This window comes from Alistipes shahii WAL 8301, from assembly GCF_025145845.1.
Lineage (GTDB): Bacteria > Bacteroidota > Bacteroidia > Bacteroidales > Rikenellaceae > Alistipes > Alistipes shahii.
In genome coordinates this window covers 2,846,254-2,871,287 of sequence record NZ_CP102253.1, presented here as the reverse complement: position 1 = coordinate 2,871,287, position 25,034 = coordinate 2,846,254, and the positions used below count along the sequence as shown (strand labels likewise).

Sequence of the window (25,034 nt, the reverse complement as noted above, 5' to 3'; positions counted from 1 at the left end):
ACAGCCCCGTAAACCGGGCATCCCGGCTTTCCGGAAAGCCCTTCATGCCGCAAGCGGCAAATATGCGGGAGAGCCTCCGCCTGGTCCCAAATTCAAATGAGGAGATTCGCGCACCGAAAAAAACGGGGCGGATGGAACGTACGTCACGCACAGTCCATCCGCCCCGTTTAACAGTTTGTGCGGAAAGCCGCTCACAAACCGGGGACGTCAACGCCCGAACAACAGGGCCGCATCCTTCGGACGCTTGTACCAGTCCTTTTCACGGGAACCGCCCGAAGCGCTTTTGAGGAACCAGTAGCAGTCGTCGATGCTCTGCATCTCCTGCGGCCATTCGAACTTCCACGAGGCGTCGTCGGGGTCCGAAAGCGGAATGTCCAGCACGCTGGGATACTCCGCCGTATTGAAGCTCGACGGATAGATATAATACTCCGATTCGTTTTTCAGACAGGGGACCACGTCGCCGTAAAGCGTTTGCACGACAGGCTCGCCGACGGGCTCGAAAGCCTGCGCCGCATAGACGTTCCGATAGCCCTTCAGGCCGGAAAGGAACGGCTGGAAACCCTTCGAATCCCGGAATCCGAAACTGTTGGACATATGCGATCCGGTCGCCATCAGCTGCACGGTGATCTGCTTGGCCCGGTTTTTCGACTGGTAGTAATCCCTGATCTCATATTGAACCACCGCATCGTTGAAGTCGAAATCGCCGCGGTACGGATAATTGTCCTCGAACAGGTAAAGCCCGACGGAGGTCTTGCAGGCGATCTCCTCGGGGTCCTTGTTGCCGCTGTTGCCGATCTCGACCTCCTCGCCGGGGGCGATGGTCCTCGGGTTGCTCTCGATCATGCAGAGAATGTCGTTGTAGTCGCCGTCGTATTTCGCGCTCTCGGTCACCACGCGGTTCTCCATGCCGAGGATGTTGCCCTGAAAATCACCCTCCGTGACGTGGCAGATATAACCGTTGGCCAGATGCCGGTCGACGATCCGGAACGTCTTCTTGTCGTCCTGGTACGTCAGCGTATAATCCTGCACGCGCTCGTTGAGCCAGGGCGTGGTGAAACGGAATCCGCCGTTGCTCACCGTGCTGTTGCCGATGTAAACGAATCCGAGGTTCAACCCCTTGGGGAATACGCCCAGTTTGTAACGCTTGTAGGAGGCGATATTCGACGAGAACTCCTCCCGGGTGTAGAAAACCCAGCTGCGCTGCGCCCGGACCTCGGAATAGGGAATCGCGACCACTTCGCCGTCCTTCACCCCGTAAAAGGTGCAGTCGCCGAGCGTCAGCCCATCCTGTTTCGAAGAGGGATAGGTGTAGAACCAGAGTTTGCCGAAAAGCTGGCTATGGCGGCAGCCGCCGTCGCCGAGAAACGTGAGCCAGATCTCCGCCTCGTCGAAATCGCCCGAACTCGGCGTCCGGTCGATCACCAGGTCGGTGCACTTGAAAAGGTCGTCGCCCCGGACGTTATTGGTCTTTTCGGGAAAATAGATGCTGTTGACGGCCGTCATAACCCGGGCGCTGACCGGATTCACATCGGCGGCGCGGCTCTGCGGGCCGGGCCGGGCAGCGGCCGAGATCGACAGGTTCCCCACCTCGTAACTTTTCATCTCGCCCTGCGCCACGACATACAGCCTTTCAACGTCCTTCGGCACGTCGAGCGTGGTCGAAACAGGCGTAAAACCCGTCAATGCAGGCTGTTTCACAAGCGACTCCCCGTCGTAGGGATTCCCGAAATAGACCGCATAATACTCGCCGGCAACCTCGGAAGCGATATTCACCGCCACGGTCGTCCGGTTGTCGAATCCCCTGGCATACTTTTCATAAAATTCGGTATTATCAACATCCTTGTCGATACACGACGCGGCCGACAATGCCGCGAGCACGAATGCCAGTCTGGAAATGTACATGGTTCAAACCTTTGATCGCCCAAAGATATACATTTCCGCCCAAAAACCAAATCAATTCGTCATCTTTTTCAGTTTTCCGCTCCGTACAACGCTTCACAGTATCTCTTCAGCTCTTTCCACGGATAGTAAGGGCCTCCGGCGAGGGGCAGATTGGCGTCGCGCTCATTATGCAGCACGCGGACGCGCACGTCCCCCGTTTCGGGATTGCGGAAGAAGATGAACTGGACGTTGGTTCCCATCGGCGTCACCGTATGGGCGTTCCACGCCGCAGCTACGTCGTCGAGCGACTCCACGCGGGCATAGGCTCCCTCGGCGCGCAGCAGGGCCAGCAGCGGAACCACATAGGTGTCGTGACCGAACCGCAGCGAGGCCGAAAGGTCCGATTCCCCCGCAACGACGCGGTCGGCCGTCTCGACGATATTGCGCAGCAGCGGCCTGGCATCGGCGACGAGCGGATCGCCGAAGCGGGCCGAAGGTCCCATGATCAGGTAACGGCGGACGTTCTCGCACTCCCAGAGCGCATAGAGTTCCTCTCTGGTGAAGATTTCATAGAACGACTCGATGCCCAGATGGCTGACGTCCTGCGTGATGGCGGCCAGCATGAAAAGATCCTCCATCAGATCCAGCGGCTCGTCGATGCACCCGGGGTCGGTGACGAGCGACTTCACGAACCGGTCGGGGTTCACACGCACGCGGGTCAGGCTGTCCGCGACCGCCGAAGCGACCCCGCGGCTCGCCTTGAGCGAGGGTCCGTTGGCCAGATAACAAAGATCGCGGGCGCTCGCATCGCGCGTGGCGCGGATCGCGGGATTCAGCTCCTTGAGACGTTCGTTGAAAGCCGCCATGCTCAAGATACAGCGCGGAACCTGCGTCGAGCGGCTCTCGATACGGCACACGCGGCCCCCGTCGGTCGAGAAAACCCCGGGATAGGCGGCGAACATCCGCTCGGCGATGCCGCGGTGTTCCTGTACGCCGCGGGGCGAAAGGTCGCCGTAGCGTTTGCAGGCATCGGCGGCCAGCGTCTCGACCTTGGCCAGCACCTCGCGGCCCTTGGGGGTCAACGCCCCGGCCTTGTCGGCTTTGCGCAGCGCGGCGAGCGGCTCGGCATAAGCCTCCTCTTTCGAGTGGTAGCGGCTTCCGTGACGGCCGTAGTGGCTGATGTAGAACGGCTCGTAGCCGTCGGGAACCGGTGCGGCAGGACCGGGCAGGTACTCGTAGGAGTGGTAGATGCTCGCGGTGAGTTCGGGACGGGCGGCCAGTTGGGCAGGGGTGGGCTGCGCAGCGGCGCAGGTCGCGGCCAGCAGCAGCAGGGCCAGCAGACGGGTTTTCAGTGTAAGATATTTCATAGTCAGCATTTATTGGTCATAATCCGGAGTACGAGGCTGTCGGTCTCGTTCATGCCGTCGCGGCCGATGGCGGTGAGGTTGCGGATACATTTGTCCACATCTTCCTCGATGATGCCCTCGACCGGGGTGACGCAATGGCCGTCCATGGCCATCATGGCCGACAGCACGGCCGTCGAGACGCCGCTCGTGAGCTTCATCGCACAACTGGGCTTGGCTCCGTCGCAGATCATGCCCGTCAGGTTGGCGATCATGTTCTTCACGGCCGCGGCCGCCTGGCCGTAGCCGCCGCCCATCAGGTAGGTGATGCCGCAGCTCGATCCCGTGGCCGCCACCACGCAGCCGCACAGCGCCGACAGACGTCCCAGGCTCTGCTTGATGTAGATGACCGTGAGGTGGCTCAACGTCAGCGCCCGGATCATCTGCTCCTCCGAGGCGTGCGTCTCCTCGGCGTAGACCACCACGGGCAGCGTCGCGGCGATGCCCTGGTTGCCGCTTCCCGAGTTGCTCATCACGGGGATCATCGCCCCGGCCATGCGGGCGTCGCAGGCGGCGGAGGTGTAGGAGAGTATCCGTGTGAAGATGCTGTCGCCCATCACCTTCCGTTCGCGGTCGCAGCACAGCGTGCGGCCCACGCAGTGACCGAACTCGCCCGCGAAGGAGCGTTCGGCGGCGGCCTTGTTCAGGCGGCTGGTTTCGAGGATGAAGCGCAGTTCGTCCAGCGGCGAGGTCATGGCGAAATCCCATACGCGCGCGAGGGTCAGGGGCACGTCCTCCTCCTCCCCGCCGCCCGCCGCCGGGGTCCGCCTGTCGAGCAGCGTCTCGCCGTCGCGGCTGACGAAGACGAAGGAGGTATGTCCCCCGGCGATGACCGCCACGGCCCTGTGGCCGGCGGCTTCGGCCTCCGCCTCGATATAGAGTTTTTCATCGACGTCCTTTTTCAGGCAGATCGCGATGCGCCGCCCGTCGATCATGCGGCGACCGCGTTCGACGGCTTCGGGCGTCACGTCGCGCAGCACCTCCAGCTGATATTCCGAACGCCCCACCAGCGCCCCGAGGGCTACGGCGATCGGCAGTCCGATCATCCCCGTGCCGGGGATTCCGACGCCCATGGCGTTCTTGAGGATATTGGCGCTCAGGCGCACCGTGATTTTTTCGGGTTCCCCGCCCAGCGTTTCGGCGGCACGGGCCGTGCACAATGCCACGGCGATCGGTTCGGTGCACCCGATGGCGGGGACCACCTCCCGGTTGATGAGGTCTATGATTTGGTTGCGTTCGGCTTGAGATAGCATGATCGGCAAATTTCTTGAATCGCAAATATACGAAAAAAACACTATTTTTGCCCTATCCGAAAGCATTACAATGATGGAAAATCCGAAAAACCGCAAATGGAAAGTCCTCACGAGCGAATATCTCGCCCGCAAACCGTGGTTCACCGTGCGCCACGAAAGCCTCGAACTGCCCGACGGACGCCGCATTCCGGATTACTATGTGTTCGAATATCCCGACTGGATCAACGTCACGGCCGTCACCCGCGACGGACGGTTCGTGCTGATCGACCAGTACCGCCACGGGCTGGGCGAAACCTCGTATGAAATTCCGGCCGGCGTCACCGAGCCGTCGGACGCCTCGCCGCTCGACGCCGCGCAGCGCGAACTGATGGAAGAGACGGGCTACGGCGGCGGCCAGTGGCGTCTGCTGACGACCCTCTCGGCCAACCCCGCCACACAGAACAACCTCACCTACTGCTACCTCGCCACGGGCGTCGAACCGCTCGGCGAACAGCGTCTCGACCCGACGGAGGACCTGCGCGTGCACCTCTTGACGCGCGAAGAGGTGCTGGAGCTGCTCCGCACCGACCGTATCCGGCAGGCCCTGATGGCCGCGCCGCTGTGGCGTTATTTCGGAGAAGGCAACGAGTAGCCGCCAGCCCCGGATTCGGGCGTCGGGCCGCACCCGACGCATCGGATAGCCGGCCTTCAGGCGGTCGACGTCCGAAGCGCGGAGACAAGTCCCGGCCGGTCCATCGGCGACACGAAAAAGGGCGGCCCTTTCGCAGGGTCGCCCTTCCCGCCGGCCGGAAGGCCTATTTGCCGACGGTCTGCGCCAACGCCACGAACCAGCGCGCCGGCTCCAGCCCGAGGGCCGCCAGCAGTTCCGCCTCGGGAACGCTGCCGCGCGTGATCGAGCGCAGGCCGTGCCCCGCCGTGTAGAGGTTGACATTCTCGGCATAGCCCGCGGCATCCTGCCCGCAGAGGTAGCGGACATGCTCCGCCGGGATATTCCGGCCCTCGTATACCGTCCGGTCCGCCAGATAAACCAGATTCAGCGGCGCGGCGAAGACGAAGTCCTGCATCCCGGTCAGTTTGCGGCGGTCGCCCTCCAGCACGCGCACCAGCTTATGCGCCCGGGCGTCGTAGCGATAGACGCCCTCGGCGAAAAACGCATAGACACGCACCGGATAGAGCGCCAGCGCCGAAGGAGCCGTCAGGCGGTCCGTGCCGGGGCGGTTGATGCCGGCGGCGGCCCACACCACGCCCGAAAGCTCTTCGAGCGTCAGCGGCGCGGCCGCATATTCGCGCCACGAGCGGCGGTTGGCCAGCGCCTCGTTCACACTCGTCCCACCCACGGTGTCGGGGGCCGCGAGAACGATCTCCGGGCCGTGTTTCACTTCGGTTTTCGTCGCCGCGGCCTTTCGGGCCGACGGACTTCCGCAGCATGCCGCCATCAGCAGCGCCGCACAGGCAATCAGTTTCGTTTTCATCTTTCCCAAAATTTAGTTGTATCGCAGCGAATATAGAAAAAAATTCCGGTCCGCACCCGTTTTTCCGGCACGAACTCACTTCCGGACATTCAGTCGAAATCCGCCTCTGCGACCGAACCGAGCACGGCAGCGATCTCCTCGCCGTAGCGTTCGGCTCTGCGGGAACCGAATCCCGCGATCGAAAGCAGGTCGGCAGGCGAGGCGGCTCCGCTCCGGGCCACGTTGAGCAGGTCGCGGTTCGAGGCGATGACAAAGGGCTTGCAGCCCATTTCGGCCGCACGCCGGTCGCGCCACACGCGGAGCGCCTCGAAGCGTTCGCACTCCCCGGGCGTGAGTTCCGCCCCCGCGGGGAGGTGCCTGCCGGCCAGCGCGGCGCGCATCGCGGGTTCGTCGGCGGTCTCCTCGTTGAAAATGACAAGCAGCATCCACGCACTGCGGCTGCGCAGGCATCTGCAGTGCAGACGCGGCACGCGGACGGCCGAAAGGAATTCGTTCACCGTCCGCTCGTCGTGTTCCCGGAAAGCCGGGTCGACGCGGATTTCAAAAGTTTTGATCCTCATAATCTGTCGTTTAAAGTTGCGGGGCAAATATAAGCCAAAGAGCCGTAATCTGCAACAAAAGGTCCGAGGCACGGGATTTTTGATTATCTTTGCCCGCAAGTCAACACCCAACGCCATGAAACCGGAAACCGTCTGCACCGTCGTCTTCTCGCCGACGGGCACTTCGAAAAAAATCGCCGAGACCGTAGCCCGGAGCATCGCCTCCGACGCCGGGACCGAAGCCGCCGCCCTGAAAACCATCGACCTGACGCACGCCGCGGCACACTCCGCCGCACTGTCGGCCGGCGCCGTGGCGGTCATCGCCGCCCCCGTCTACGGGGGACATGTGGCCCCGACGGCCGCAAAAAGGCTGGAAACGCTCCGCGGCTCGGGAACGCCCGCCGTGGTGATCGCGGTCTACGGCAACCGGGCCTTCGAAAAGGCCGCCGCGGAGCTGGTCGCGCTCGCCGCCCGGCAGGGATTCGTCCCCGTGGCCGCAGCAGCATTCGTCGGCGAGCACTCGTACAGCACCCCCGAAACCCCCGTCGCCGCAGGACGCCCCGACGCGCAGGACCTCGCCCGGGCCGCGGAGTTCGGCGCCGCGGTGCGCAAAAAACTCGCGGCGGGAACGCCTGCCCCGGTCGACGCCGCAAAACTGAAGGACGTGCACACGCCGCTCGTGCCGATGCTGCGCTTCATCCGTTTCGTCGTGGGCTACCGCCGCCGGCAGAAGAAAAACCCGGTCGTCTACCTGCCCGCATGCGATGCCGACCGCTGCACCCATTGCGGCCGCTGCGCCGCGATCTGCCCGACGCAGGCCATCGCGCGGGGCGACGAGGCGCACACCGACCCTGCGCGCTGTATCCGCTGCTGCGCCTGCGTCAAGGGTTGTCCGGTCGGAGCACGGAGTTTCCACACCCCCTTCGCCGCAGCCCTCGCACGCAGCTTCACCCGGCGCAAACAACCCGTAACGATCTTATAATCAGGGTCGAGCGTCTCGCATCTCCGACTGCGCACGAACTCGACGCACTTACCGATCTGTGGGAGAGGTCGGTACGCGCCCCGCACGACTTTCTGGCTCCGGAGGACATCCCCTTTTTCCGCCGCATGGTGCGCCAGGAGGCGCTTCCGGCTGCGGAAATCTATGTCATAAGGGATTCCGGAAACGGATTCGCAGCCTTTGCGGGCATCGGAGCCGACCGGCTCGAAATGCTGTTCGTCGCGCCCTCCGCGCGCGGGAAAGGTCTGGGGCGCGAACTCGTGGAGCACGTCGCGGTCCATTGCGGAGTGCGACGCGTGGATGTGAACGAACAGAACGCGCAGGCCGCGGGATTCTACGCACGGATGGGTTTCCGCATCGTCTCGCGCGACGCCCTGGACCCGTCGGGTCGTCCCTACCCCATTCTCCACCTCGAACGCTGACAAACGACGGGCGACCTCTCGGCCGCCCGTTCCGCCCGTTCCGCATACCCGCTGACCGCCAGCGGCCCGTCGCCCACTGCGGCCGTCGCAAAAAAAGGAGAACCCGTTCAACGGATTCTCCCTCCCCATTATAGAATGGCCGCAGGCTATCTGACCTCGATCTGGCGGGCCGCAACGGCGGCTTCCGTCTCTTTCTTCTTGGGAATCTCGATGGTCATCACCCCGTTCTCGACCTTGGCCGCGATCTTCTCGCGCACGACGTTGTCGGGCAACAGCAGGCTCTGCTGGAATTTCGTGTAGGAAAACTCGCGGCGCAGATACGTGCCCTTCTTCTTGTCCTCCTCCTTCTGCTCGGCCTTTTTCTCCATCGTGACGATCAGCTCGTTATCCTCGTTGATATGCACCTTGAAATCCTCCTTGGTCATACCCGGGGCGGCGACTTCCACCTTGTATTCGTTCTCGTCCTCGATGATGTTGACGGCCGGAGCCGTGGTGTTGTGGCGTTCGGCAAGCCAGTCGTTGCCCAGAAAATCGTTGAAAATGCTCGGCAGCCAGTTCTGATTACGTCTTACAGGTACCATAGTTTTGTCCTCCTTGGTTTTATTTGGTTTAACATTTCGTTTCATCTCCGCGCCTCTTATGAAGCGCTTTCGTATCCGATACGGTCAAATCCTATGCCAGTTCGGAGAAACTGAAAAAATGTCATAAATTGTCACAAACGCGGCACAAAATTGCCGAAAAGGCAGAAAAAATGTCCTGACAGTATGGCGTCTCAAATATTTTCCTATTTTTGCAACATGGACAACGAATTGATTTTCCGGCAGGCACAGTCCTGCGAAACGGACCGCATCATGCAGATCATCCGCCAGGCACAGGCCCGGATGCACGCGGCAGGCAGCCGCCAGTGGCAGGACGGCTATCCCGCCCCGGGACATATCTCGGCAGACATCGGCCGCAACCGCGGATATGTATTGTGCAAACCCGGCGTGGAAGGCCCGCTTTCAGTGATCGCCTACGGCGCAGTGGTGTTCGACGGCGAACCGGCCTACGACGCCATCGACGGACAATGGCTCACCGACGAGCCGTACGTGCTGGTGCACCGCATAGCGGTCGTCGACGGGGAACGGGGCCGCGGCGTGGCGGCGGAATTCCTGCACCGTGTGGAGACACTCGCACAGGAACGCGGCGTCAAAGCCTTTCGCATCGACACCAACTTCGACAACCAGACCATGCTGCGGCTGCTCGAACGCACGGGATTCACCTATTGCGGGAAAGTCGTCTACCGGAGCGGCGAACGGCTGGCTTACGAAAAACGAATCTGAAAACACTCCGACACAAAAAACAGAACCCGAGGCTCCACTCCCCGGGTTCTTTCATTTCACTGTTCAGCGCGTCACTATCTTCTTGAAGAAATCCTCCAGAGGAACATTGTAATAATCGCACAAATCAGCCAGCGTCGTCAGTGAAATGCTATGCCTTCCGCTTTCGATCCGCCCGATGTTCAGGTCGGTGTCGAACCGGACATTTTCTTGAGTAAGGCCTCTTTCCCGGCGGACTGTTTTCAGCCGATCCACGACTTGTTTCACCAGAATCTCATTACGCCGCTGCCGTTTCATAATGCAAATTTCCGCAATTATGCACTCAATTTTTACTACACACTTGTAGCACAGCGACTAAAACGACACCTTCAAGCGTGTAGTTGCCGGAAGCATAACGAATACAAATCCATTCAAGCCACTTTTCGGCCTTTTTGAAATATGCAAAAATAAAAAAATTGTTGTATAAAGCAGCGAAAACAACCGGAACAGCGGCGAAAAAGCTGATGCCGGAGACCGTTCGTCACAGTTTTCACAACCCGGTCTTCGGATCGCCCCCGTCTTCCGAATGTGCACCGTATGCGCTGCAAATCCGGCCCCGTTCGACTCCCGCAGAGTAGCGGTGAGCGCCGACTGGAAAAGAAAAACGACCTGCATTTCTGCAAGTCGTTGATTTTTAAGTGGTACCACCAGGAATCGAACCGGGGACACAAGGATTTTCAGTACAAACCATTGAAAATCACAATAGTTACACTATCTGCATCTTAGGATTCATTTCCAAGTTATCCACCTATTTTGGGTAAGACACAGGGAAAAACAAGACGTTGGGTTAAACAAAATTCATTACATATTTGTACACCTATCTCTCTTATCATTATAAGATTTAGGTGTTCAATTCAAGAGAGGTTATTAAGGGATGGACAAACACAATTTTTCAAAGTCGAGCACCCATTTCTGCTGTTCCATGAAAGAACATCCCAACAGACCGTGAATCTGTATGCCCGATTCCTCCTCCACTTTTCCAAAAGCCGAGGATAAATCCATCACCGAGAAATCTGCTTTGTACTCCCGTTCTTCCAAAAAGAAAGAAAACTCTACAATGTTTGAGGTTCTGAGTTCTCCATCTATCCCGAATTGTTGCTGTTGGGCCGTTCCACCCGAAAGCTGAAAGAACTCAGCTACTCTTTTATCAAGGACATTGATGTTACTCCCCGTATCAAGTAAAAAGCACAGGTTCTTGGCCTGTGCTTTTACTATGAGGAGGGGTAACCCCACTTTGAAAATACTAACCTGTAATGAAATAATCATTCTTCGAGTGGTAATATTGTTTTAAAATCTTTCCAACCAGCAGCAATCTTGTAATTATTTAAGCTCTCTTTGGGTACCTTTAAAGTGATATTGTCCACGGTATATTGATAAAATGAATTAGCCTCATAATTATTACCAGAGCTATCTCCCCATATTTTGGGAGGAATTGTCGCCAAACAAATTACCGTATCAATATCCATTATATCACCGCCATACATATTATTGTAAGAAAAAGCATACTTTGAAACCTTTTGCGTTGACTTAGGTAAAATAATTTGTGGGAAATCGCACGATTGGGATGGTATATATGTAATGCCTTCTAAAAATTTAATAGTTTTTCTGTTATAGCAATATCTTAGTTTTAGCGACAACCCATAACCACAGCTATCTGCGGTTATTATTAATTCTTCCAAATTTCGGCATCCACTGAATGAAGACTCATAAGATTTAACATTTTTAAATGAAATAAATTTACGAAGAGTTTTATTACCATTGGCAGGTTCATCCATTGGATTTAGATTAAACATAGTATAGATAGATGTACCCTCTGAATATATAGCATTAGATAAATCAACAATTTCTATCATATTCATATTATCAATAGTACGAATATCCGCCTTATTTATTTCTCCTATGACTTTAATATTGATCAGAGATCGCTTTTGTTCCAATGTAAGTAAAGAATTTAGCGTTCCCGGTTCTTTAACTTCTACGGTAAGTTCACTCTCCGATACAAACGGGAGTTTAATCACCGTCGAATCCGTATCATTCAGAGTAAAGCAGACATAACCGTCCTCAATAGATACACCTTTGAAAAAATTATCTCCATCTGATCCATTCAACCCACTATCTCCCGTCGCTTTGCCAAGTTTCGTCCAAGATAATTCGTTATCATAAGAAATATACCAATACCCATCAGTTATCTTAAATTGAGGAGTGATGCCGTCTTTACCATTAGTCCCATCTTCTCCATCCTTACCCGGCTCTCCATCTATACCATCAGTACCTTCTGCCTTGACTTTCTTTCCATCGACTAAAAGCCAATCATTATTGACTGTCCAATAATAGATACCATCGGTGTCTTTTCTAACACTAATAGTCGGTGTAACTCCATCTGTACCATTGTACCCATCTTTTCCATCCTCACCATTATTACCGTGATAAATGGTTATTGTCTTTCCGGAAGAAAAGGTAATCAGATAACCACTCCCATCGGGTAGTGTCGCTACACTTTTAATAGATTCGTTTTTTTGCAAAGCCGTAACAATTTCCTGCAACGAGGAAATATTGGTATTCATCTGTTTGCATAGTTCTTCGAGTTTGGCCACCCGATTTTCCAACCCATTGATGCTATCCCACAATTTGGAATCATCATAATCATCGCTACATCCTGCACTTACTATAAGGCAGAACAGCATGATAATATAGTGTAATTTGGTTTTCATAGTTTATAAATCAAAAAGTTGTTTAACTATTTGGATGGCACTATTGCCACCTTTTTTCAGATTGATTGAAAGATTTGCGACTTGTAGATCTCTTGTATAAAATACATAGTCAAAATTTGTTCGGGGATGTTTCCACACTCTAACTTCAATCCGATAATCACTTAAAAACTGCCGAAATTCAGCTGACATTTCTCCGTCCGAGAGGATGTAAGACTCATCTTCAATCTCCTTAAGTCGCTCTTGGGTAACCTTTAATGACATAAATTACACATTTTTCCCAGATCAACTCCAAATCGAGGGATTAAAAAAAGAAAGTGTGGAGTTGTTAGTTTATCTGGTAGGAGGCTCTGGTAAGCCCAAGTACAAATAAACAATACCCCACACTTGAGCAGTATATCAAGGATGATATATCTACACAAGTGATGAGTGTTTGTATTGCTTATCCTTTGTACTTTGAAATTTACCAGATTCCCTACCAAGGATAAAAGCTAAACACTTTCATCAATCAATATGTCGCTACCCAGCGGATAGCATCACAAAGTTAGAAAATGTTTTTTAAATACAACGACTCAACGGGGTATTGTAACAACAAATTTCGGTTTAAAGTTTCAGAAAATCAATATTGATCTTAGAAAATGTTTACTCTTTCTTGCGGGGGTCTGCCCTTATGTAGGCCACAAGGACAAATATAAGCCCTCCGACAAGTGTCAAATACAAATCTTTCATAAATTCAGTACTCTAAAATAGTGCATAATCGGCACGTCTCACAATGATAGCTGAGTGCACCAAATAAAAAGAGAGGCATGGATTTTTCCACACCTCCCGTTGGTATTCAAATCTCCGGTTTATCCCCGGATGATTTTCAGGTAGTACGTCAGACTCTGAATTACCACATCTTCGATAAACTCCACAAAGGCCGAGTTATCTCCCGAGGATGCCTCCTCCAAAGTCTCATAGTAGCGTCGCCTCGTCTCATTGTCCCCCTTGATATTGGCTATGGGATAACCGTGTTGCATCAATATCAGATTCATCAACAGACGGGCTGTCCTGCCATTCCCGTCAATAAAGGGATGGACAGACACCAGTTTCTCGTGCATCTGAGCCGCCAATACAACCGGGTGCATGGAATCCTTGTTTGCCTCGTACCATTGAAACAACTCATCCATTTTGGGCTGTAACAGGTAAGGCTGGGGAGGAATATGCTTGCTGCCGCTGATAATGACAGGTACACGGCGGTATTTTCCTGCATTGTCTTTGTCTATGCTGTGCAGGACAATGGCATGAATATCCAACAGCACACGTTCCGAGATCGGCTCTTTCTTTTGGGCTATGTCCTTGATAAAATCAATGGCCTCTTTATGGTTGATAGCTTCCAAATGCTCCTTCAGCCCTTTGCCTGCAATGGTAATACCTTTGTTGACCACCATATCCGTTTCATGGAGGGTCAGGGTATTTCCCTCGATGCGGTTGCTGTCATAGGTGTATTCAATCTCCAAAGCCTCTGTGATGCGGTAATTTTCATTGGCACGGTATTGATTCAATTCACCTAAAAGGGTGTCGATCTGTTGCAACTTGTCATTCATACTCACAAAAATACACAAATTTCAGACAAAAGGTAATTCCCGGCGCTCTTTTGGAGAGCTTGTACACCTATCTTTCCATTATATAAGAGAGATAGATGTACAACCCCCGCACAGATAGATTCTGTTATTATAAGCAATTAAGTGCGCATACTCCAACTTTCATATCATAATGGATAATAGACGGACCGCAGCACTTCCGGTAAGAAAACCATTTATAGCTGGGTTGGTAAATTAATAACAGAGGGCGATTTCCGGGAAAACCCCACGCACATACTTTTGAATTATTTAGAAAGTAAGTGCGGAAAGTTTCAAGCTGTCGAATTTTTTTGTCCCATTTCCCTATAAGGTGCAGTTTTGGAAAATCCGACAGCCTGTCTTACTCCACAAACCACCTGTACTCACTCTCTCCATACAGAGCCTTGTTGATACCCTCAGCAAGTTGCGAGGCATTGAGTGCCCTGTCCAGAAAATTGTCGATGTAAGAGGACTTATTGGCCCCTGTAAGTAGGTTGTAGACCTTCCACATGGAAATCTCTCTGCTCTGTGCATCCACCCCGAAAGCCTCGTCTTGGTAGTAAGCCCTTGCCACCAGATTGATTTGGGTGTCGGTCATCAGCAGTTGGGGCAGTCTCTTTTTATCCTCCTGGGGCAGGCATTGATAAAGCCGTGACTTTCCCAAGAGCTGAGCGAACTGATGTTCTGTCATGGAAGAGTTCACAAGGGTTTGCATCTGCCTTGTGTGTTTCTCGGGGTTATAGAGCTGAAACAACTCCATGACAGCCTGAAAGAGGGCCTGTGTATTCATCACCTTGATCTCGCTCTTATAGCCGTCCGTGGAGACACACATATTGCAGCAGACCATGTTCTGAAAGCCCACAAAGACCTTGAATTTCTCCGCAGATTTTTTGTTGTAGAGGTTTTCATGGTTGTAGGCCCTTACCCCTCCTACTGTCAGCTTTAAGGGGTTTCCGTCGATGTCCTCGTGGATAGTGGGGATTTCAAAGCAGAACATCATCCGCTCATAGTAGATGGTCTTGTCTGTCTCCAAAAGCTGGTTCACGGGTTTATGGATAGCCTCGGGGATTCTGCCCTTGATGATATGGCTTACCCTTATTTCGGGGCTGTCGATGGCCTCTCCCCGGAAGAACTGCTGGGCCGCCTCATGGACTGTCTCCACAAAGGCAGGGTGTGAAATGGTTACCTCGTTGTCTTTGGAGAAAACCGGGACCACACAATCACTTTGCAGGTGGCGGAGTGAAACCTCTTTAGTATTGGCCTCTATAAAGGGTGTGGTTTTATCCGTCCTGAGCGGCTGTGTAATGGTAAGAGGATGTTGTGTCGGCAGAGGAATGATCTCTTGCCTAACGGGATGGAGTCGGAGCGCTGTTTCCATAGTTTTGAGGGGTTTGGGGTTGAATGATGTTTGATTGAGGATTGAGGTTGCACCAGTTCAGGATGGCTTGGCCTACTTTGGGAGTGATGGTAAACTCGGGACGGCCCATGAACAGACCTGTTCTGTCTTTGGAAGCCTGCACATGGTGTTTGAGGTCTATATCCAAGACTACGGTAAATTCATAGTCCATGCCATCCCTTTGCATGGCTTTAAGACCCACTTTCTCCGGGACCATCTTACCGTTCTTTTCATTGAGCACATAATCCTGCTTGGTGCGCATGGTACAGATGATATGCACGGGTGATTGCAGAATTTTCTGTACAAAGGCATTCTGTCGGGGTGTGACCTTGGCCCAGTTTGCAAAAGAGTTGCCTTGCAGTCCTGCATGGAAATCCAGCAGATAGTCCCAGCATTGGGAGATACTGTCAACGATGATTACCTCCATGCCTGCATTTTCACAGAGGGTGATGGCTTCGATGTAATTCTCCGGGGAGTAATCACCACCGAGGGAGACCACATTGTAGGTCCCGAGGTGAGCATAGAGATCGGCAGAGCCATTTTCTGAATCTATGACGGCAATTTTAGACCAGTCAGAGGTCATGCCATAGGCCAACAGGAGGGCTGAATAGGTTTTGCCCGAACCTGCACAACCTTGGAGGGCCAGTTTGATTTTGGCCTGTTTTCTTGTAGAGGGGCGGATATTTAACATGGTGTATGAAATTAAGTGTATATCTATCTGAACATAAAAAAACAGGCAGAAAGCCCCAAAGCCTCCTGCCTGTCCTGAGAATCCCCAATCAGCCTAAAATACAGCCAATGTGGGTGCTCCTCCCTCGCCCCGCTGATGGAGCATCATAAACATCTCTCCTGTCTCGGCATTGCACACCTGAGACACCACCGGGTCTGTCAGCTGTTCTGTCTCTACTTTCCGACTGCAAGGGCCTGTTTCAAAGCCATAGACAAAGAAAACTTTGCCCGTGTGGGGATTCTGTTTTACCTCCAGTTTCTCAACTCCCTGCTGGGCCTTGAACTGGGCTATCTCCCACGTCTCGATAAATTTCAGATTGCTTTCCATACCACAAATATTAATTTTAAATGGTTGTGGCGGGGGACCATCCCCACGCCGAGTGCAGGGAGAGGTCATGTGGTGATTGGGGCAAACGTGTGCGGATAAAACTGAAAAAAATAAAAGACATCTATATACTTTAATGTACCAAACTGAAAATAGGATGTCTTATCTGCAAAGATAAGAATTTTAAGTATTTATACAAAATAAGAGGTCTAATATATTAGACCTCTTTATGATTGTTGCCGTAAAATTATTGAACTACTACAATTCCATACAAATTAGTTGTTACTGCTTTTCCTGACTCATCTTTTAATTGTTCTGTTGTCCAGATTTCTCCATCTATGGACGTAGCTATATAACCACTTACACCGACCATAACAAATTGATTATTGGAATAAACTATATCACGCCATGTGTCCACCGGCTTAATAGTTCTATTTTGCCAAGTTATGCAATCAGTTGATATGTCAATGGCTCCTGTACTAAGCCCTCCACACATAATATATTTGCCGTTGCCATATGCTACACTATTTCGAGTATTGTTTACACTTGATTTATTGCTTTTTGTCCAAATTTTGCCATCAACAGAATAAAGCATATACCAACCATTACCACCGGCAATGAACATCCCATTGCAATATCTAACAAACCATAATATATCTGTTACTCCGGCTTGCACAGGAGTACTCCAATTTGTTCCATCGGTGGATGTGGAAGTATAACCATCATAGCCAACGACCACAAATTTCTCATTGCCAAATGTAACTCCAACTAATCGTTTGCTTGCAATCTGTTTCAAAGTAGTCCATGTTGTACCATTAGTAGACACAGAAGTATAGCCATCATAATTGAATGCTACAAATTTTCCATTGCCATATGCAATTGATTTCCAATTGGCTGTTCCTACTTGCTTTGGTGTTGTCCAATTCACGCCATCAGTTGATGTTGTTACATATCCACTTGCTCCAACCGCTACATATTGCCCATTACCGTATGCGATTCCGTACCAATGATTCGTACCAACTACTGCCATAATGTTTTCTTCGATTTTTAATTGTTCTTAAATCTTCGGTTGACGGCGGAGTAGTCGGTTCTTCCGGCTTTTCAATAGGTGGTTCTACCGGTTCAAATACCCCCCCCCGTCACTTTTCTCGCAGGATGCACACATCCAAGCACATACCGCAATGCAAATCATCTTTTTAATCATAACTGCGTTTTTTAAGGTTTGTATAAATCGACATTAAAAGTAGTCATTTCAGATGATATTGCAAAATCGGAATTTCAGCAATCATTTCGGTTGTACGGTCGTTTTTACAATCGTGCCCTTTGTTCCGACAATAATTACATCCACAGTTTTTTTCGTCTTGGCTGCATTCTGTGCCCAATACCAAAGTGTCGTTACATTCATATCATTCTATGTTTTTGTTTGGTATATGTATATATGCACATTGACAATTACAATATCAACATCTGGTATCTTAATCGGTTTTTGGCAAAGGACAGGAATTGGCTGAATCTTTCCCCATCCGTCAAATTCCTCGTATTATATCGGTATGCAAATTCATCGCAGTACAATTCCAAATGTTTCCGAGTAACCAAATGATAAACTCCTATTATGCCACGTTTCAGTTGGCTCCAAAAACCTTCAATCGAATTCGTATGATAACCGCCTTTGACATATTCTCCTCTATGGTGGTCTACTACTTTATGCACATAATTTTCCGACAAACCCTTGTAGCCATACCAGCCGTCGGTAACAACAGTAGTTCCTTTCGGCACAAGTGAATTTATCACACCATGCAATATCCATTTGCTGGCTTTCGGAATAGGCTCTACATAGACTTTTCCATCGGATAACAGACCCATTACAGGTGCTTTCAATTTAAGACTACGGCCTCTTGTATTCTTCAACCGTTTGCCTGCATTCCGATTCTTGTTCTTGCCTCCGATATACGTTTCATCGACCTGCGTAATATCGCCAAAGTCAATATCCGCATTATATCTGATGCTATAACGTATCCGACTCAACATAAACCAAGCAGTTTTCTGCGTAACTGCAATATCTTTATGCAATTGGGTACTGCTTATGCCTTTCTTATGAGCCAAGAATACGTATATCGCTATAAACCATTTCTGCAAAGGAATATGCGAACCCTCGAACATGGTTCCTACCGTTACGGTAAATCGTTCCCGGCAATCCTTGCATTTGTATAGCCCTCGGAATACACCGCCATTGGTCAGTTTGTAATGTTCTTCCGACTTACTGCCACAATGAGGACAAACCGGAACACCATGCCACCTGATATTTTCCAAGAAAAGCCTACAATCCTCCTCGGATTGCAAGTTTCTCAATAAATCTATCAGCGACCTTATCATTGTGGCATTTGGTAAATCGAATCCAATTCCGGTTTGGATTAAATGAATCCCAATGAATTTGGATTATATATGATTATATTACCACACGAAGCCCGATTTTGCACTATTTTCGGAAAAATTTTCAAAGAAAATGAAAAAAGCCAACCATTGTGGCTGACTTTGAATGACTTGTATTTTGCCTTGAATATGGATTTTCAAAGAAAAAACCTATATTTGCATATAAGACATCCTATTTTCAGTTTGGTACATTGAAGTATATAGATGTCAAATAAAAAATAAAATAGTTAGAACTTAGGGCTCAGGAAATAATGTCTTATTAATAATAATGTTTGCCAACACCAACAGATTCATTTACTTAGGATAAGGGCAGGAGTTGGATAATCCCGCCCTTATGCGCACTTAGTTTTATAATTAATTTGAATCAGTAGTTGAAAATAAGATATAAAAATGCGATGGCTACCTTTCCCATCGTATGAATTAGCAGTCCGCAAGTAGAGCGGCACTTTGAAGCTCTTTGAATATTTGTTTTTTCGTTCAGCCAACTGAATAGCGCTTCAATGGGTTCCCTGACAGATGAAACGGCTTGCGAATAAATGTCATCAGCGGCCTTGCTTCTCTGCTTCTCTTCTTCAGGAGCCCCTTTGATTGACTTGACGGGAGCGTAGAACTCATTGGCCTTATCGCGTCTTTCCTGCTCCCAGTAGTCATTGCTTCGGTATATCTTGTCAGCGAAGATCTTCTTGTTGAAAAGATCCGGCATGCATTCGCTCTGGAAGACCTTCAGGTCATTCTCGGAGGCAGGAGAGAGCGCTATCTGGCACGGATGAGGAAGATGCCCTTTCCTGCGATATCCTACCATGTGAAGCTTTAGTCCATGATAGTACAGGTTCTTGGTGGAACAGTATCCTTTGTCTGCGATATCTCTGGCGACCTTGCCTGTACGGTTTCTTCCGCAGCATGTGATTATCGGCATCGAGTCAACAATCACGGTATCATCCTGACAGTCAGAAGGCCTGAACATCCTTAATAACTGCGAGGACAGTTCCCTAACAGCACCGGCCATCCTGTTGAGACGGTAATTGAATGTCTGATAGGACACCAGGTTCGGGAACCAGTCGCGCAAGTACTCTTTAGCGAAGTTGTGAATATCCTTGATGAGGGTGTACTTCTGCTCATGACCGACAAAGAAATAAATCGTGAGGATTTCCTCGTCGGAGAACAACGGTTTCGAATTATTGCTGTATCTTTGGCAATGGTATTTGAGGCTTTGTTCGTACATATCGCAGATATACATATAGATTTTTATTAGTCTATACTCTTTGTCCTTGGGAATCATAACAAGCAAAAAATAGGGGTATTTTTTTACTTTAAGTTACTGATTTCCAAGGATTTTGCAAGTATTTTCATCCCTTGATTTTCAAATATTTACAACTAATTCCGAGGCTTAAATGACCTCAGTTAAACTTATAAATCACAGCAGTTCAACTGCTGATTGGAATAATTATATAACAAATAACTGCGCAATAAATCTTAGCATTGAACATCTATCTCGCCTATAATCTAAAAGATAGGCGTTTACGCTGGTCTATTAGGCCAAACAAATAATTCAACTCACTACTGTCCCGTAAAAGCGGGCAAGTCGGTCTTTGAAATAGTTGAAACATAGTCTATTAGAAGTAATTTTTCATGTGCGACGATTTGAATTTGTAATTTTGCAGCCCATAAAGGGACTGCTCTATGAACAAAGACAAATATGTATTCGCTCAATTGGTTGCATTTCTCGACAACAACAAGTTCCGTCACCTGGTTGACAAGTATGATGGGAACAGGTATGTCAAGAACTTCACCTGCTGGAATCAGCTCATGGCACTCATGTTCGGACAACTCTGTAACCGTGAGAGCCTGCGTGATGTTGTCGTTGCATTGGAGACTCACCAATCCAAATGTTATCACCTTGGAATGGGGCGTAATCCAATAGCGAAAACGACATTTGCCACAGCGAATCAGAATCGTGACTACAGGATCTTTGAAGACTTTGCCTTCTTCATGATGGAACAGGCTCGCAAGAAACGAGCAACCGACATCTTCAAGCTGAAGGGGAATGTTTATGCATTTGATTCAACAACGATTCCGCTCTGCTTGTCAGTATTCTGGTGGGCAAAGTTCCGCAAGAAGAAAGGAGGCGTTAAGGCGCATGTCCTTTATGATCTGGAGTCCCAAGTTTCTGCTTTCTTCCATATTACGACTGCATCGGTACACGATTCAAAGGCAATGAAGGAGATTCCCTATGAATCAGGTTCTTACTACGTATTTGACCGTGGTTACAATGCATTCAAGGAACTCTACAAGATTTGTCTTAATGAATCATACTTCGTGGTTCGGGCGAAGAAGAACTTACAGTACAAGTGTACGAAATGGAAACGTAGATTGCCTAAGAATGTGCTTTCTGATTCCGTTATTGAACTCACGGATGTGAACACACAGAAGAAGTTTCCTGAGAGGCTGCGACTTGTGAGATTTCACGATGACGAGCAAGACAGAGACTTCGCATTTTTGACGAATGCATTCCATCTTACCGCTCTCGAAATTGCTAATCTCTACAAGAACCGATGGCAGATTGAGTTGTTCTTCAAGTGGCTCAAGCAGCACCTCAAGATTAAGAAATTCTGGGGCACTACAGAGAACGCTGTCAGAATACAAATTTGCTCTGCAATCATAACTTATTGCCTTGTCGCCATCGTCCAACACGACATGCGACTAAAGCGGTCAACTTATGAGGTCCTGCAGATTTTGAGCATCTCACTAACGGATAAGACTCCACTGAGAGATCTCTTCGAAAAGACTAATTTCAACGATGTCAAAGAACTCGATTATCCCCTCTTGGAGGGACTATTTGATTAATATTAACTTCGTCCCAATTTTAACGGGACACTAATGAATTCAACTAAATTTACCTTATCTGCATCTGTAATTCTCTTCTTGGGTACAGGATAATTATACGGATTAAGCGAGGTTATCCTATATATACCGGTTCTACGGGTCTTCGACTTTGCATTAAAGAATTGAGTAAATAATTTAGGATAAGCAGTCCGATCCAATTTTAGTCCTTTAAAATAAGCATCAATTACCTCTTTCATTTTAACGGTTCGTTCAGTCTGACGAATTCTAATTGGTCCTTGGGTAAGTTTTTCACACTCAAATTTCGCAAGAACATGAGACTTAAAAGCATGAGTATCATCTAATGCCCAAAATATAAGCGAATTATTCAAACTCATAAACTCGCGTTTATCACCCTGCAACTCAATTAATTTATCCACCAAAAATTCTGTCTCAAAATATGGATACAATCGTTTGAACCGTGTGTAAAATAGCACCTCTTGTCTGTTGGTGCTCCTCATTAAGCCATCAAGCGCTTCCATATTAGCACCCTCATGCTCCCAATTCAACAAAGCCTCTTTTGCGATAGATAAGGTTTGGGCCAGCACTTCCTTATTGTAAGCTTTCACCTGTTGGATAGAACCAATATGTCGCCCAGACTTTTCTTGTTCAGATTGTTCAAAATCCACATGATGTTGTTCTTTCAATTTTTCCAATAAAGCCCCAGACTGGCTATATAGTGTATGATGCAATTCCCATTTTTCCAATAGAGCATCTATATTGAAATAAGCAGGTACAATCTTGCCATCTATATTTTTCCGAATAATCGTGACTGGATAATTCTTGGCAACCTGACCTTCGGCTTTCATGGTGAGTATCTGTTCTACAAACACACCCATATCAGACAAATCAGGATCGGATTTACAAAGTTGATTGAGCCCGTCAACTGCATTTGAGAATTTTTTAGCCTTATTTATCAAAACAGTTTTATACTCTTTCAAGGTTTGTTTCGTATTCTCCATCGGAGTTATATCATAGATTATTGTTTCAGATAAAACTCCGTTTCTGCATCGACCCTGTATCTGGGTCAGTCTTTCGGGAGACAACAAAGTAAAAGGCTGATAGTTGGAAGAAATGGAAATAACATGACATCTGTCGTTAATATCAATTCCTGCAAAATAGGCGCAAGTCATAAAGACAATACGCTTTTGCAGGTTGTTATTCTCATCCAATACATTCTCCACATAATCCTTTACCTTATCTTGATTTCGGCCACTACACAATACGCCGCATAATTGCCTGTATTCCGGGTGTTTTCCTTGCGATATAATATTTATAATGTTCAGAATACCATCGAGCGAATTATAGGCAACTAAAATCTTTTCAGCCTCCGAACGTTCCAGCAAATTTCGTATCACTTTTTCCGCCATTACATCCACCTCTCTGGCCTCAATCAATCGAATGTCACGTACCGGATTATGTTCCCAAACTGTCGTTACATAAGATTCATCCAACAAACGTTCATCTGAAAAAGTCCTTAGCGTCGCAGTTACCGCCGCTCGCATAGTTCGGTCAAATCGGAAATAATAATCTATCACTTTTTCGAGATTAGGCCGATACACACTATCAGACTGCATCGTGTCAATTTCATCGACCATTAAAAAGTAATCGTGATACACTCTCGGACCGATTGCTTTAATGACTTTCCACAGACTATCTGCCACAACTAAAAATTTCTTGCGCTTGCCATTATCAAGACCCAAATATTCTTGTATATCTTCAATCGTTATATCTGTCAGAATATTCCCGATCGGGCTTCCTATATACATGGAGCTATTCCGTCCCATCCGTTGCTCAGTAGTAAGATGTTTATTGTAGGCCAAAGACTTTGTAGGCACTACGATAATAGAATCTCGAACTTGTGTTTCCAACTCCAAAGTAGTAGCCCCCAACCCGGTAATAGTTTTATCCAAGACACCAAAAGGCACTCTATCCACAAAGTCCCCCAATTTATCACCTTGTTCCAATCGCATTGTCCATGCACCTCCATCCCCAGCATTTCCAATATAATCCAAAGAAATGGCAGCGTTAGCCTTTTCGGGATTAACCTTTGCTTCGTTTACCATCGAAAATATGGTAGGTGCATTCAAATCTATTTCATATACCAGTTGGTCTTTCTTTTGGTTTTCCATATCAGTTTGAGATTAGTTCTCCGAAATTTACAAAATTGCACACCTATCTCCAAATTATATTAGGAAGATAGGTGTACAACTTTACAGGAGATTCCGCATCGCCTCATCCATCCGTTCATTTTCGAAACTGTCCAGATAAATTTGGGTCACTCGCTCAGAACTGTGCCCGAGAGATTCAGAAATAATAGAGGTAGGAACACCAGCCCTTTTCAGCACCGTGGCATAGCTATGCCGAGCTACATAGGTTGTGAGTTTAATCGGTATTTTCAACTCCCTGCCTATCTCGGCCAAAGCCCGGTTTACCTTGGTAATGACCTTGTGATGCCTGTTTAATTTTTGTTGGATCGTTTTATGTTCCTTTGAATAGATAGGGAACAGGTAGATGTTCCCGGAAGCATAACTTTCAATAATCTCCATAGCCCGGCTGTGAATAGGCAGATTCAACAATTTCCCGGTTTTCTGCCGCCTGTAAACCAATCTGCCATCCACAATGTTCTGCCGAGTGAGATTAGCCATGTCTGCGAAATTAATACCGCCCATCAAATAGGAGAAACTGAAAAGGTCAATGGCAAACCGGGTATAAAAATCCCGCCCCTCACATGGGAAATCCATAACGGCTTTCACCTCTGTCTTGGATATGGCACGTTTTGGAGTTTCTGCGTGCAATTTACCCACTTTGTAACTCTTGAATGGGTACTGCTCCATCTTGGCATATCCACGCTCTATGGCCTGATTAAAGACCATTCTCAGGGTTCTGAACCGGACACCTATGGTATTCTCAGCTCTACCCTGCCTGCGGAGCCACAATTCATAGCGTTTCAGCCACAAATGGTCGATGTCAGAAAAATAGACACTCAGGTGCTTATTGAATTTGAGCAACGACCGATAAACTTGCTCCACAGAGGTAGCATAACCTGTCCTGCGTTCATCCTGCAACTCCCGGATGATCTGTTCAAAGAGTTCTCCGACGGTCACAGCCTTCACAGGTTTGGAGATTTGTTCTTTAAGGGTTGTTGCGGTAAATTCCCTATTCTCGGATTTCAATTCCACAACCTTGCCTTTACACTCACATAATTTATTGGCAATCAGTTTCTCCAGATATTCCCTATCAGGGCAATCCAATGTGGGCTGATTTCTGTCGAAATCCCAATACTGAGGTGCAACAGACACTCCAAGGCTGATATATTTGGTCTTGCGGTCTTTTGTAATGCGTATTCTTAAAGGAAATTCATTGTTTTTGAGAGGCTTGTATTTGAAGCATACCACCTCGATAGTTGTGCTCATGGGTAAAACACTGGGTAAAACAAACCCTGTTTTTCGCCCGTTTTACACCAAAAAGAAAGAGAGTCGCATTTCTGCAACTCTCTGACTTTCAAGTGGTACCACCAGGAATCGAACTATGCGATCAAGTGTCTGTATATCTTTGAATTGGATTTCGGCAAAAGCGACTGTCTCCCGCGGTTGCTCCACCGAAAAACCGCACCATTTTGCAGGGTTTCACGGGG

The 25,034-nt window shown here is 49.3% G+C and carries 24 protein-coding genes; 5 read left to right on the top strand and 19 right to left on the bottom strand.

Going from position 1 to position 25,034, the window contains the following annotated elements; translation table 11 throughout:
* Positions 1–207: 207 nt before the first annotated feature.
* From NQ492_RS11985 to NQ492_RS11975, 3 genes are all read right to left on the bottom strand, one after another.
* Positions 208–1,902 (bottom strand): LruC domain-containing protein, encoded by a 1,695-nt coding sequence (locus tag NQ492_RS11985; protein ID WP_015546673.1) that lies wholly within the window; start codon positions 1,900–1,902, stop codon positions 208–210.
* 68 nt (positions 1,903–1,970) lie between these two features.
* On the bottom strand, positions 1,971–3,257 hold the full coding sequence (locus NQ492_RS11980) for a histidine-type phosphatase (RefSeq protein ID WP_015546672.1): 1,287 nt from the start codon (positions 3,255–3,257) through the stop codon (positions 1,971–1,973).
* On the bottom strand, positions 3,251–4,537 hold the full coding sequence (locus NQ492_RS11975) for an L-cysteine desulfidase family protein (protein ID WP_015546671.1): 1,287 nt from the start codon (positions 4,535–4,537) through the stop codon (positions 3,251–3,253). The genes NQ492_RS11980 and NQ492_RS11975 overlap by 7 nt, the downstream gene beginning before the upstream one ends.
* A 73-nt stretch (positions 4,538–4,610) precedes the next feature.
* On the opposite strand from NQ492_RS11975, the gene NQ492_RS11970 reads away from it, so the two are divergent.
* Positions 4,611–5,168, top strand: coding sequence for an NUDIX hydrolase (locus tag NQ492_RS11970; protein ID WP_022061731.1), 558 nt, complete (start codon positions 4,611–4,613; stop codon positions 5,166–5,168).
* Positions 5,169–5,331: 163 nt separating this feature from the next.
* On the opposite strand, the gene NQ492_RS11965 is transcribed toward NQ492_RS11970, so the two are convergent.
* Positions 5,332–6,009, bottom strand: a complete 678-nt coding sequence (locus NQ492_RS11965) for a nitroreductase family protein (RefSeq protein ID WP_015546669.1) — start codon at positions 6,007–6,009, stop codon at positions 5,332–5,334.
* An 89-nt stretch (positions 6,010–6,098) separates the two neighbouring features.
* The gene (locus NQ492_RS11960) at positions 6,099–6,569 is read right to left on the bottom strand and encodes an HRDC domain-containing protein (protein WP_015546668.1); all 471 of its coding nucleotides are present in this window, start codon (positions 6,567–6,569) and stop codon (positions 6,099–6,101) included.
* Positions 6,570–6,684: 115 nt separating this feature from the next.
* Here NQ492_RS11960 and NQ492_RS11955 point away from each other — a divergent pair, with 115 nt between their 5' ends.
* Positions 6,685–7,530: a 4Fe-4S dicluster domain-containing protein gene (locus NQ492_RS11955; RefSeq protein ID WP_015546667.1), complete on the top strand. Its 846-nt coding sequence runs from the start codon at positions 6,685–6,687 to the stop codon at positions 7,528–7,530.
* On the top strand, positions 7,437–7,970 hold the full coding sequence (locus tag NQ492_RS16210; protein ID WP_138265206.1) for a GNAT family N-acetyltransferase: 534 nt from the start codon (positions 7,437–7,439) through the stop codon (positions 7,968–7,970). The genes NQ492_RS11955 and NQ492_RS16210 overlap by 94 nt, the downstream gene beginning before the upstream one ends.
* Before the next feature lie 146 nt (positions 7,971–8,116).
* Here the strand turns inward: NQ492_RS16210 and NQ492_RS11945 are convergent, their stop codons facing one another.
* Positions 8,117–8,551 (bottom strand): Hsp20/alpha crystallin family protein, encoded by a 435-nt coding sequence (locus tag NQ492_RS11945; protein ID WP_015546665.1) that lies wholly within the window; start codon positions 8,549–8,551, stop codon positions 8,117–8,119.
* Between the two features lie 216 nt (positions 8,552–8,767).
* On the opposite strand from NQ492_RS11945, the gene NQ492_RS11940 reads away from it, so the two are divergent.
* A complete protein-coding gene (locus NQ492_RS11940) occupies positions 8,768–9,292 on the top strand; it encodes a GNAT family N-acetyltransferase (protein WP_015546664.1) in 525 nt (174 codons plus the stop codon).
* A 63-nt stretch (positions 9,293–9,355) separates the two neighbouring features.
* Here the strand turns inward: NQ492_RS11940 and NQ492_RS11935 are convergent, their stop codons facing one another.
* From NQ492_RS11935 to NQ492_RS11885, 11 genes are all read right to left on the bottom strand, one after another.
* Positions 9,356–9,586 (bottom strand): helix-turn-helix domain-containing protein, encoded by a 231-nt coding sequence (locus tag NQ492_RS11935; RefSeq protein WP_015546663.1) that lies wholly within the window; start codon positions 9,584–9,586, stop codon positions 9,356–9,358.
* 609 nt (positions 9,587–10,195) lie between these two features.
* Positions 10,196–10,594, bottom strand: coding sequence for an aspartyl protease family protein (locus NQ492_RS11930; protein WP_015546662.1), 399 nt, complete (start codon positions 10,592–10,594; stop codon positions 10,196–10,198).
* Positions 10,591–12,039, bottom strand: a complete 1,449-nt coding sequence (locus NQ492_RS11925) for a PL29 family lyase N-terminal domain-containing protein (RefSeq protein WP_015546661.1) — start codon at positions 12,037–12,039, stop codon at positions 10,591–10,593. Before NQ492_RS11925 ends, NQ492_RS11930 begins: the two co-directional genes overlap by 4 nt.
* A 3-nt stretch (positions 12,040–12,042) precedes the next feature.
* Positions 12,043–12,300 carry a hypothetical protein gene (locus NQ492_RS11920; RefSeq protein WP_015546660.1) on the bottom strand — a complete coding sequence of 86 codons (258 nt, stop codon included), beginning with the start codon at positions 12,298–12,300 and terminating at the stop codon, positions 12,043–12,045.
* Positions 12,301–12,884: 584 nt separating this feature from the next.
* Positions 12,885–13,622: a Fic family protein gene (locus NQ492_RS11915; protein ID WP_015546659.1), complete on the bottom strand. Its 738-nt coding sequence runs from the start codon at positions 13,620–13,622 to the stop codon at positions 12,885–12,887.
* Between the two features lie 376 nt (positions 13,623–13,998).
* Positions 13,999–15,015: a DUF3871 family protein gene (locus NQ492_RS11910; protein WP_015546658.1), complete on the bottom strand. Its 1,017-nt coding sequence runs from the start codon at positions 15,013–15,015 to the stop codon at positions 13,999–14,001.
* On the bottom strand, positions 14,984–15,724 hold the full coding sequence (locus NQ492_RS11905; protein ID WP_015546657.1) for an AAA family ATPase: 741 nt from the start codon (positions 15,722–15,724) through the stop codon (positions 14,984–14,986). The genes NQ492_RS11910 and NQ492_RS11905 overlap by 32 nt, the downstream gene beginning before the upstream one ends.
* Before the next feature lie 93 nt (positions 15,725–15,817).
* A complete protein-coding gene (locus NQ492_RS11900; protein WP_015546656.1) occupies positions 15,818–16,090 on the bottom strand; it encodes a hypothetical protein in 273 nt (90 codons plus the stop codon).
* Positions 16,091–16,334: 244 nt separating this feature from the next.
* A complete protein-coding gene (locus NQ492_RS11895; protein ID WP_157359461.1) occupies positions 16,335–17,117 on the bottom strand; it encodes a beta propeller repeat protein in 783 nt (260 codons plus the stop codon).
* Between the two features lie 422 nt (positions 17,118–17,539).
* Positions 17,540–18,460 carry an IS1595 family transposase gene (locus tag NQ492_RS11890; protein ID WP_044054160.1) on the bottom strand — a complete coding sequence of 307 codons (921 nt, stop codon included), beginning with the start codon at positions 18,458–18,460 and terminating at the stop codon, positions 17,540–17,542.
* 421 nt (positions 18,461–18,881) lie between these two features.
* Complete coding sequence (locus tag NQ492_RS11885) at positions 18,882–19,796, bottom strand: transposase (protein WP_204822912.1); 915 nt, start codon at positions 19,794–19,796, stop codon at positions 18,882–18,884.
* Positions 19,797–20,197: 401 nt separating this feature from the next.
* On the opposite strand from NQ492_RS11885, the gene NQ492_RS11880 reads away from it, so the two are divergent.
* Positions 20,198–21,361, top strand: a complete 1,164-nt coding sequence (locus NQ492_RS11880) for an IS4 family transposase (RefSeq protein ID WP_141405246.1) — start codon at positions 20,198–20,200, stop codon at positions 21,359–21,361.
* Positions 21,362–21,363: 2 nt separating this feature from the next.
* On the opposite strand, the gene NQ492_RS11875 is transcribed toward NQ492_RS11880, so the two are convergent.
* Positions 21,364–23,529, bottom strand: a complete 2,166-nt coding sequence (locus tag NQ492_RS11875) for a DEAD/DEAH box helicase family protein (protein ID WP_259872917.1) — start codon at positions 23,527–23,529, stop codon at positions 21,364–21,366.
* Between the two features lie 81 nt (positions 23,530–23,610).
* Entirely contained in the window at positions 23,611–24,813 is a 1,203-nt protein-coding gene (locus NQ492_RS11870) for a site-specific integrase (protein WP_015546275.1), read from the bottom strand.
* Positions 24,814–25,034 lie beyond the last annotated feature (221 nt).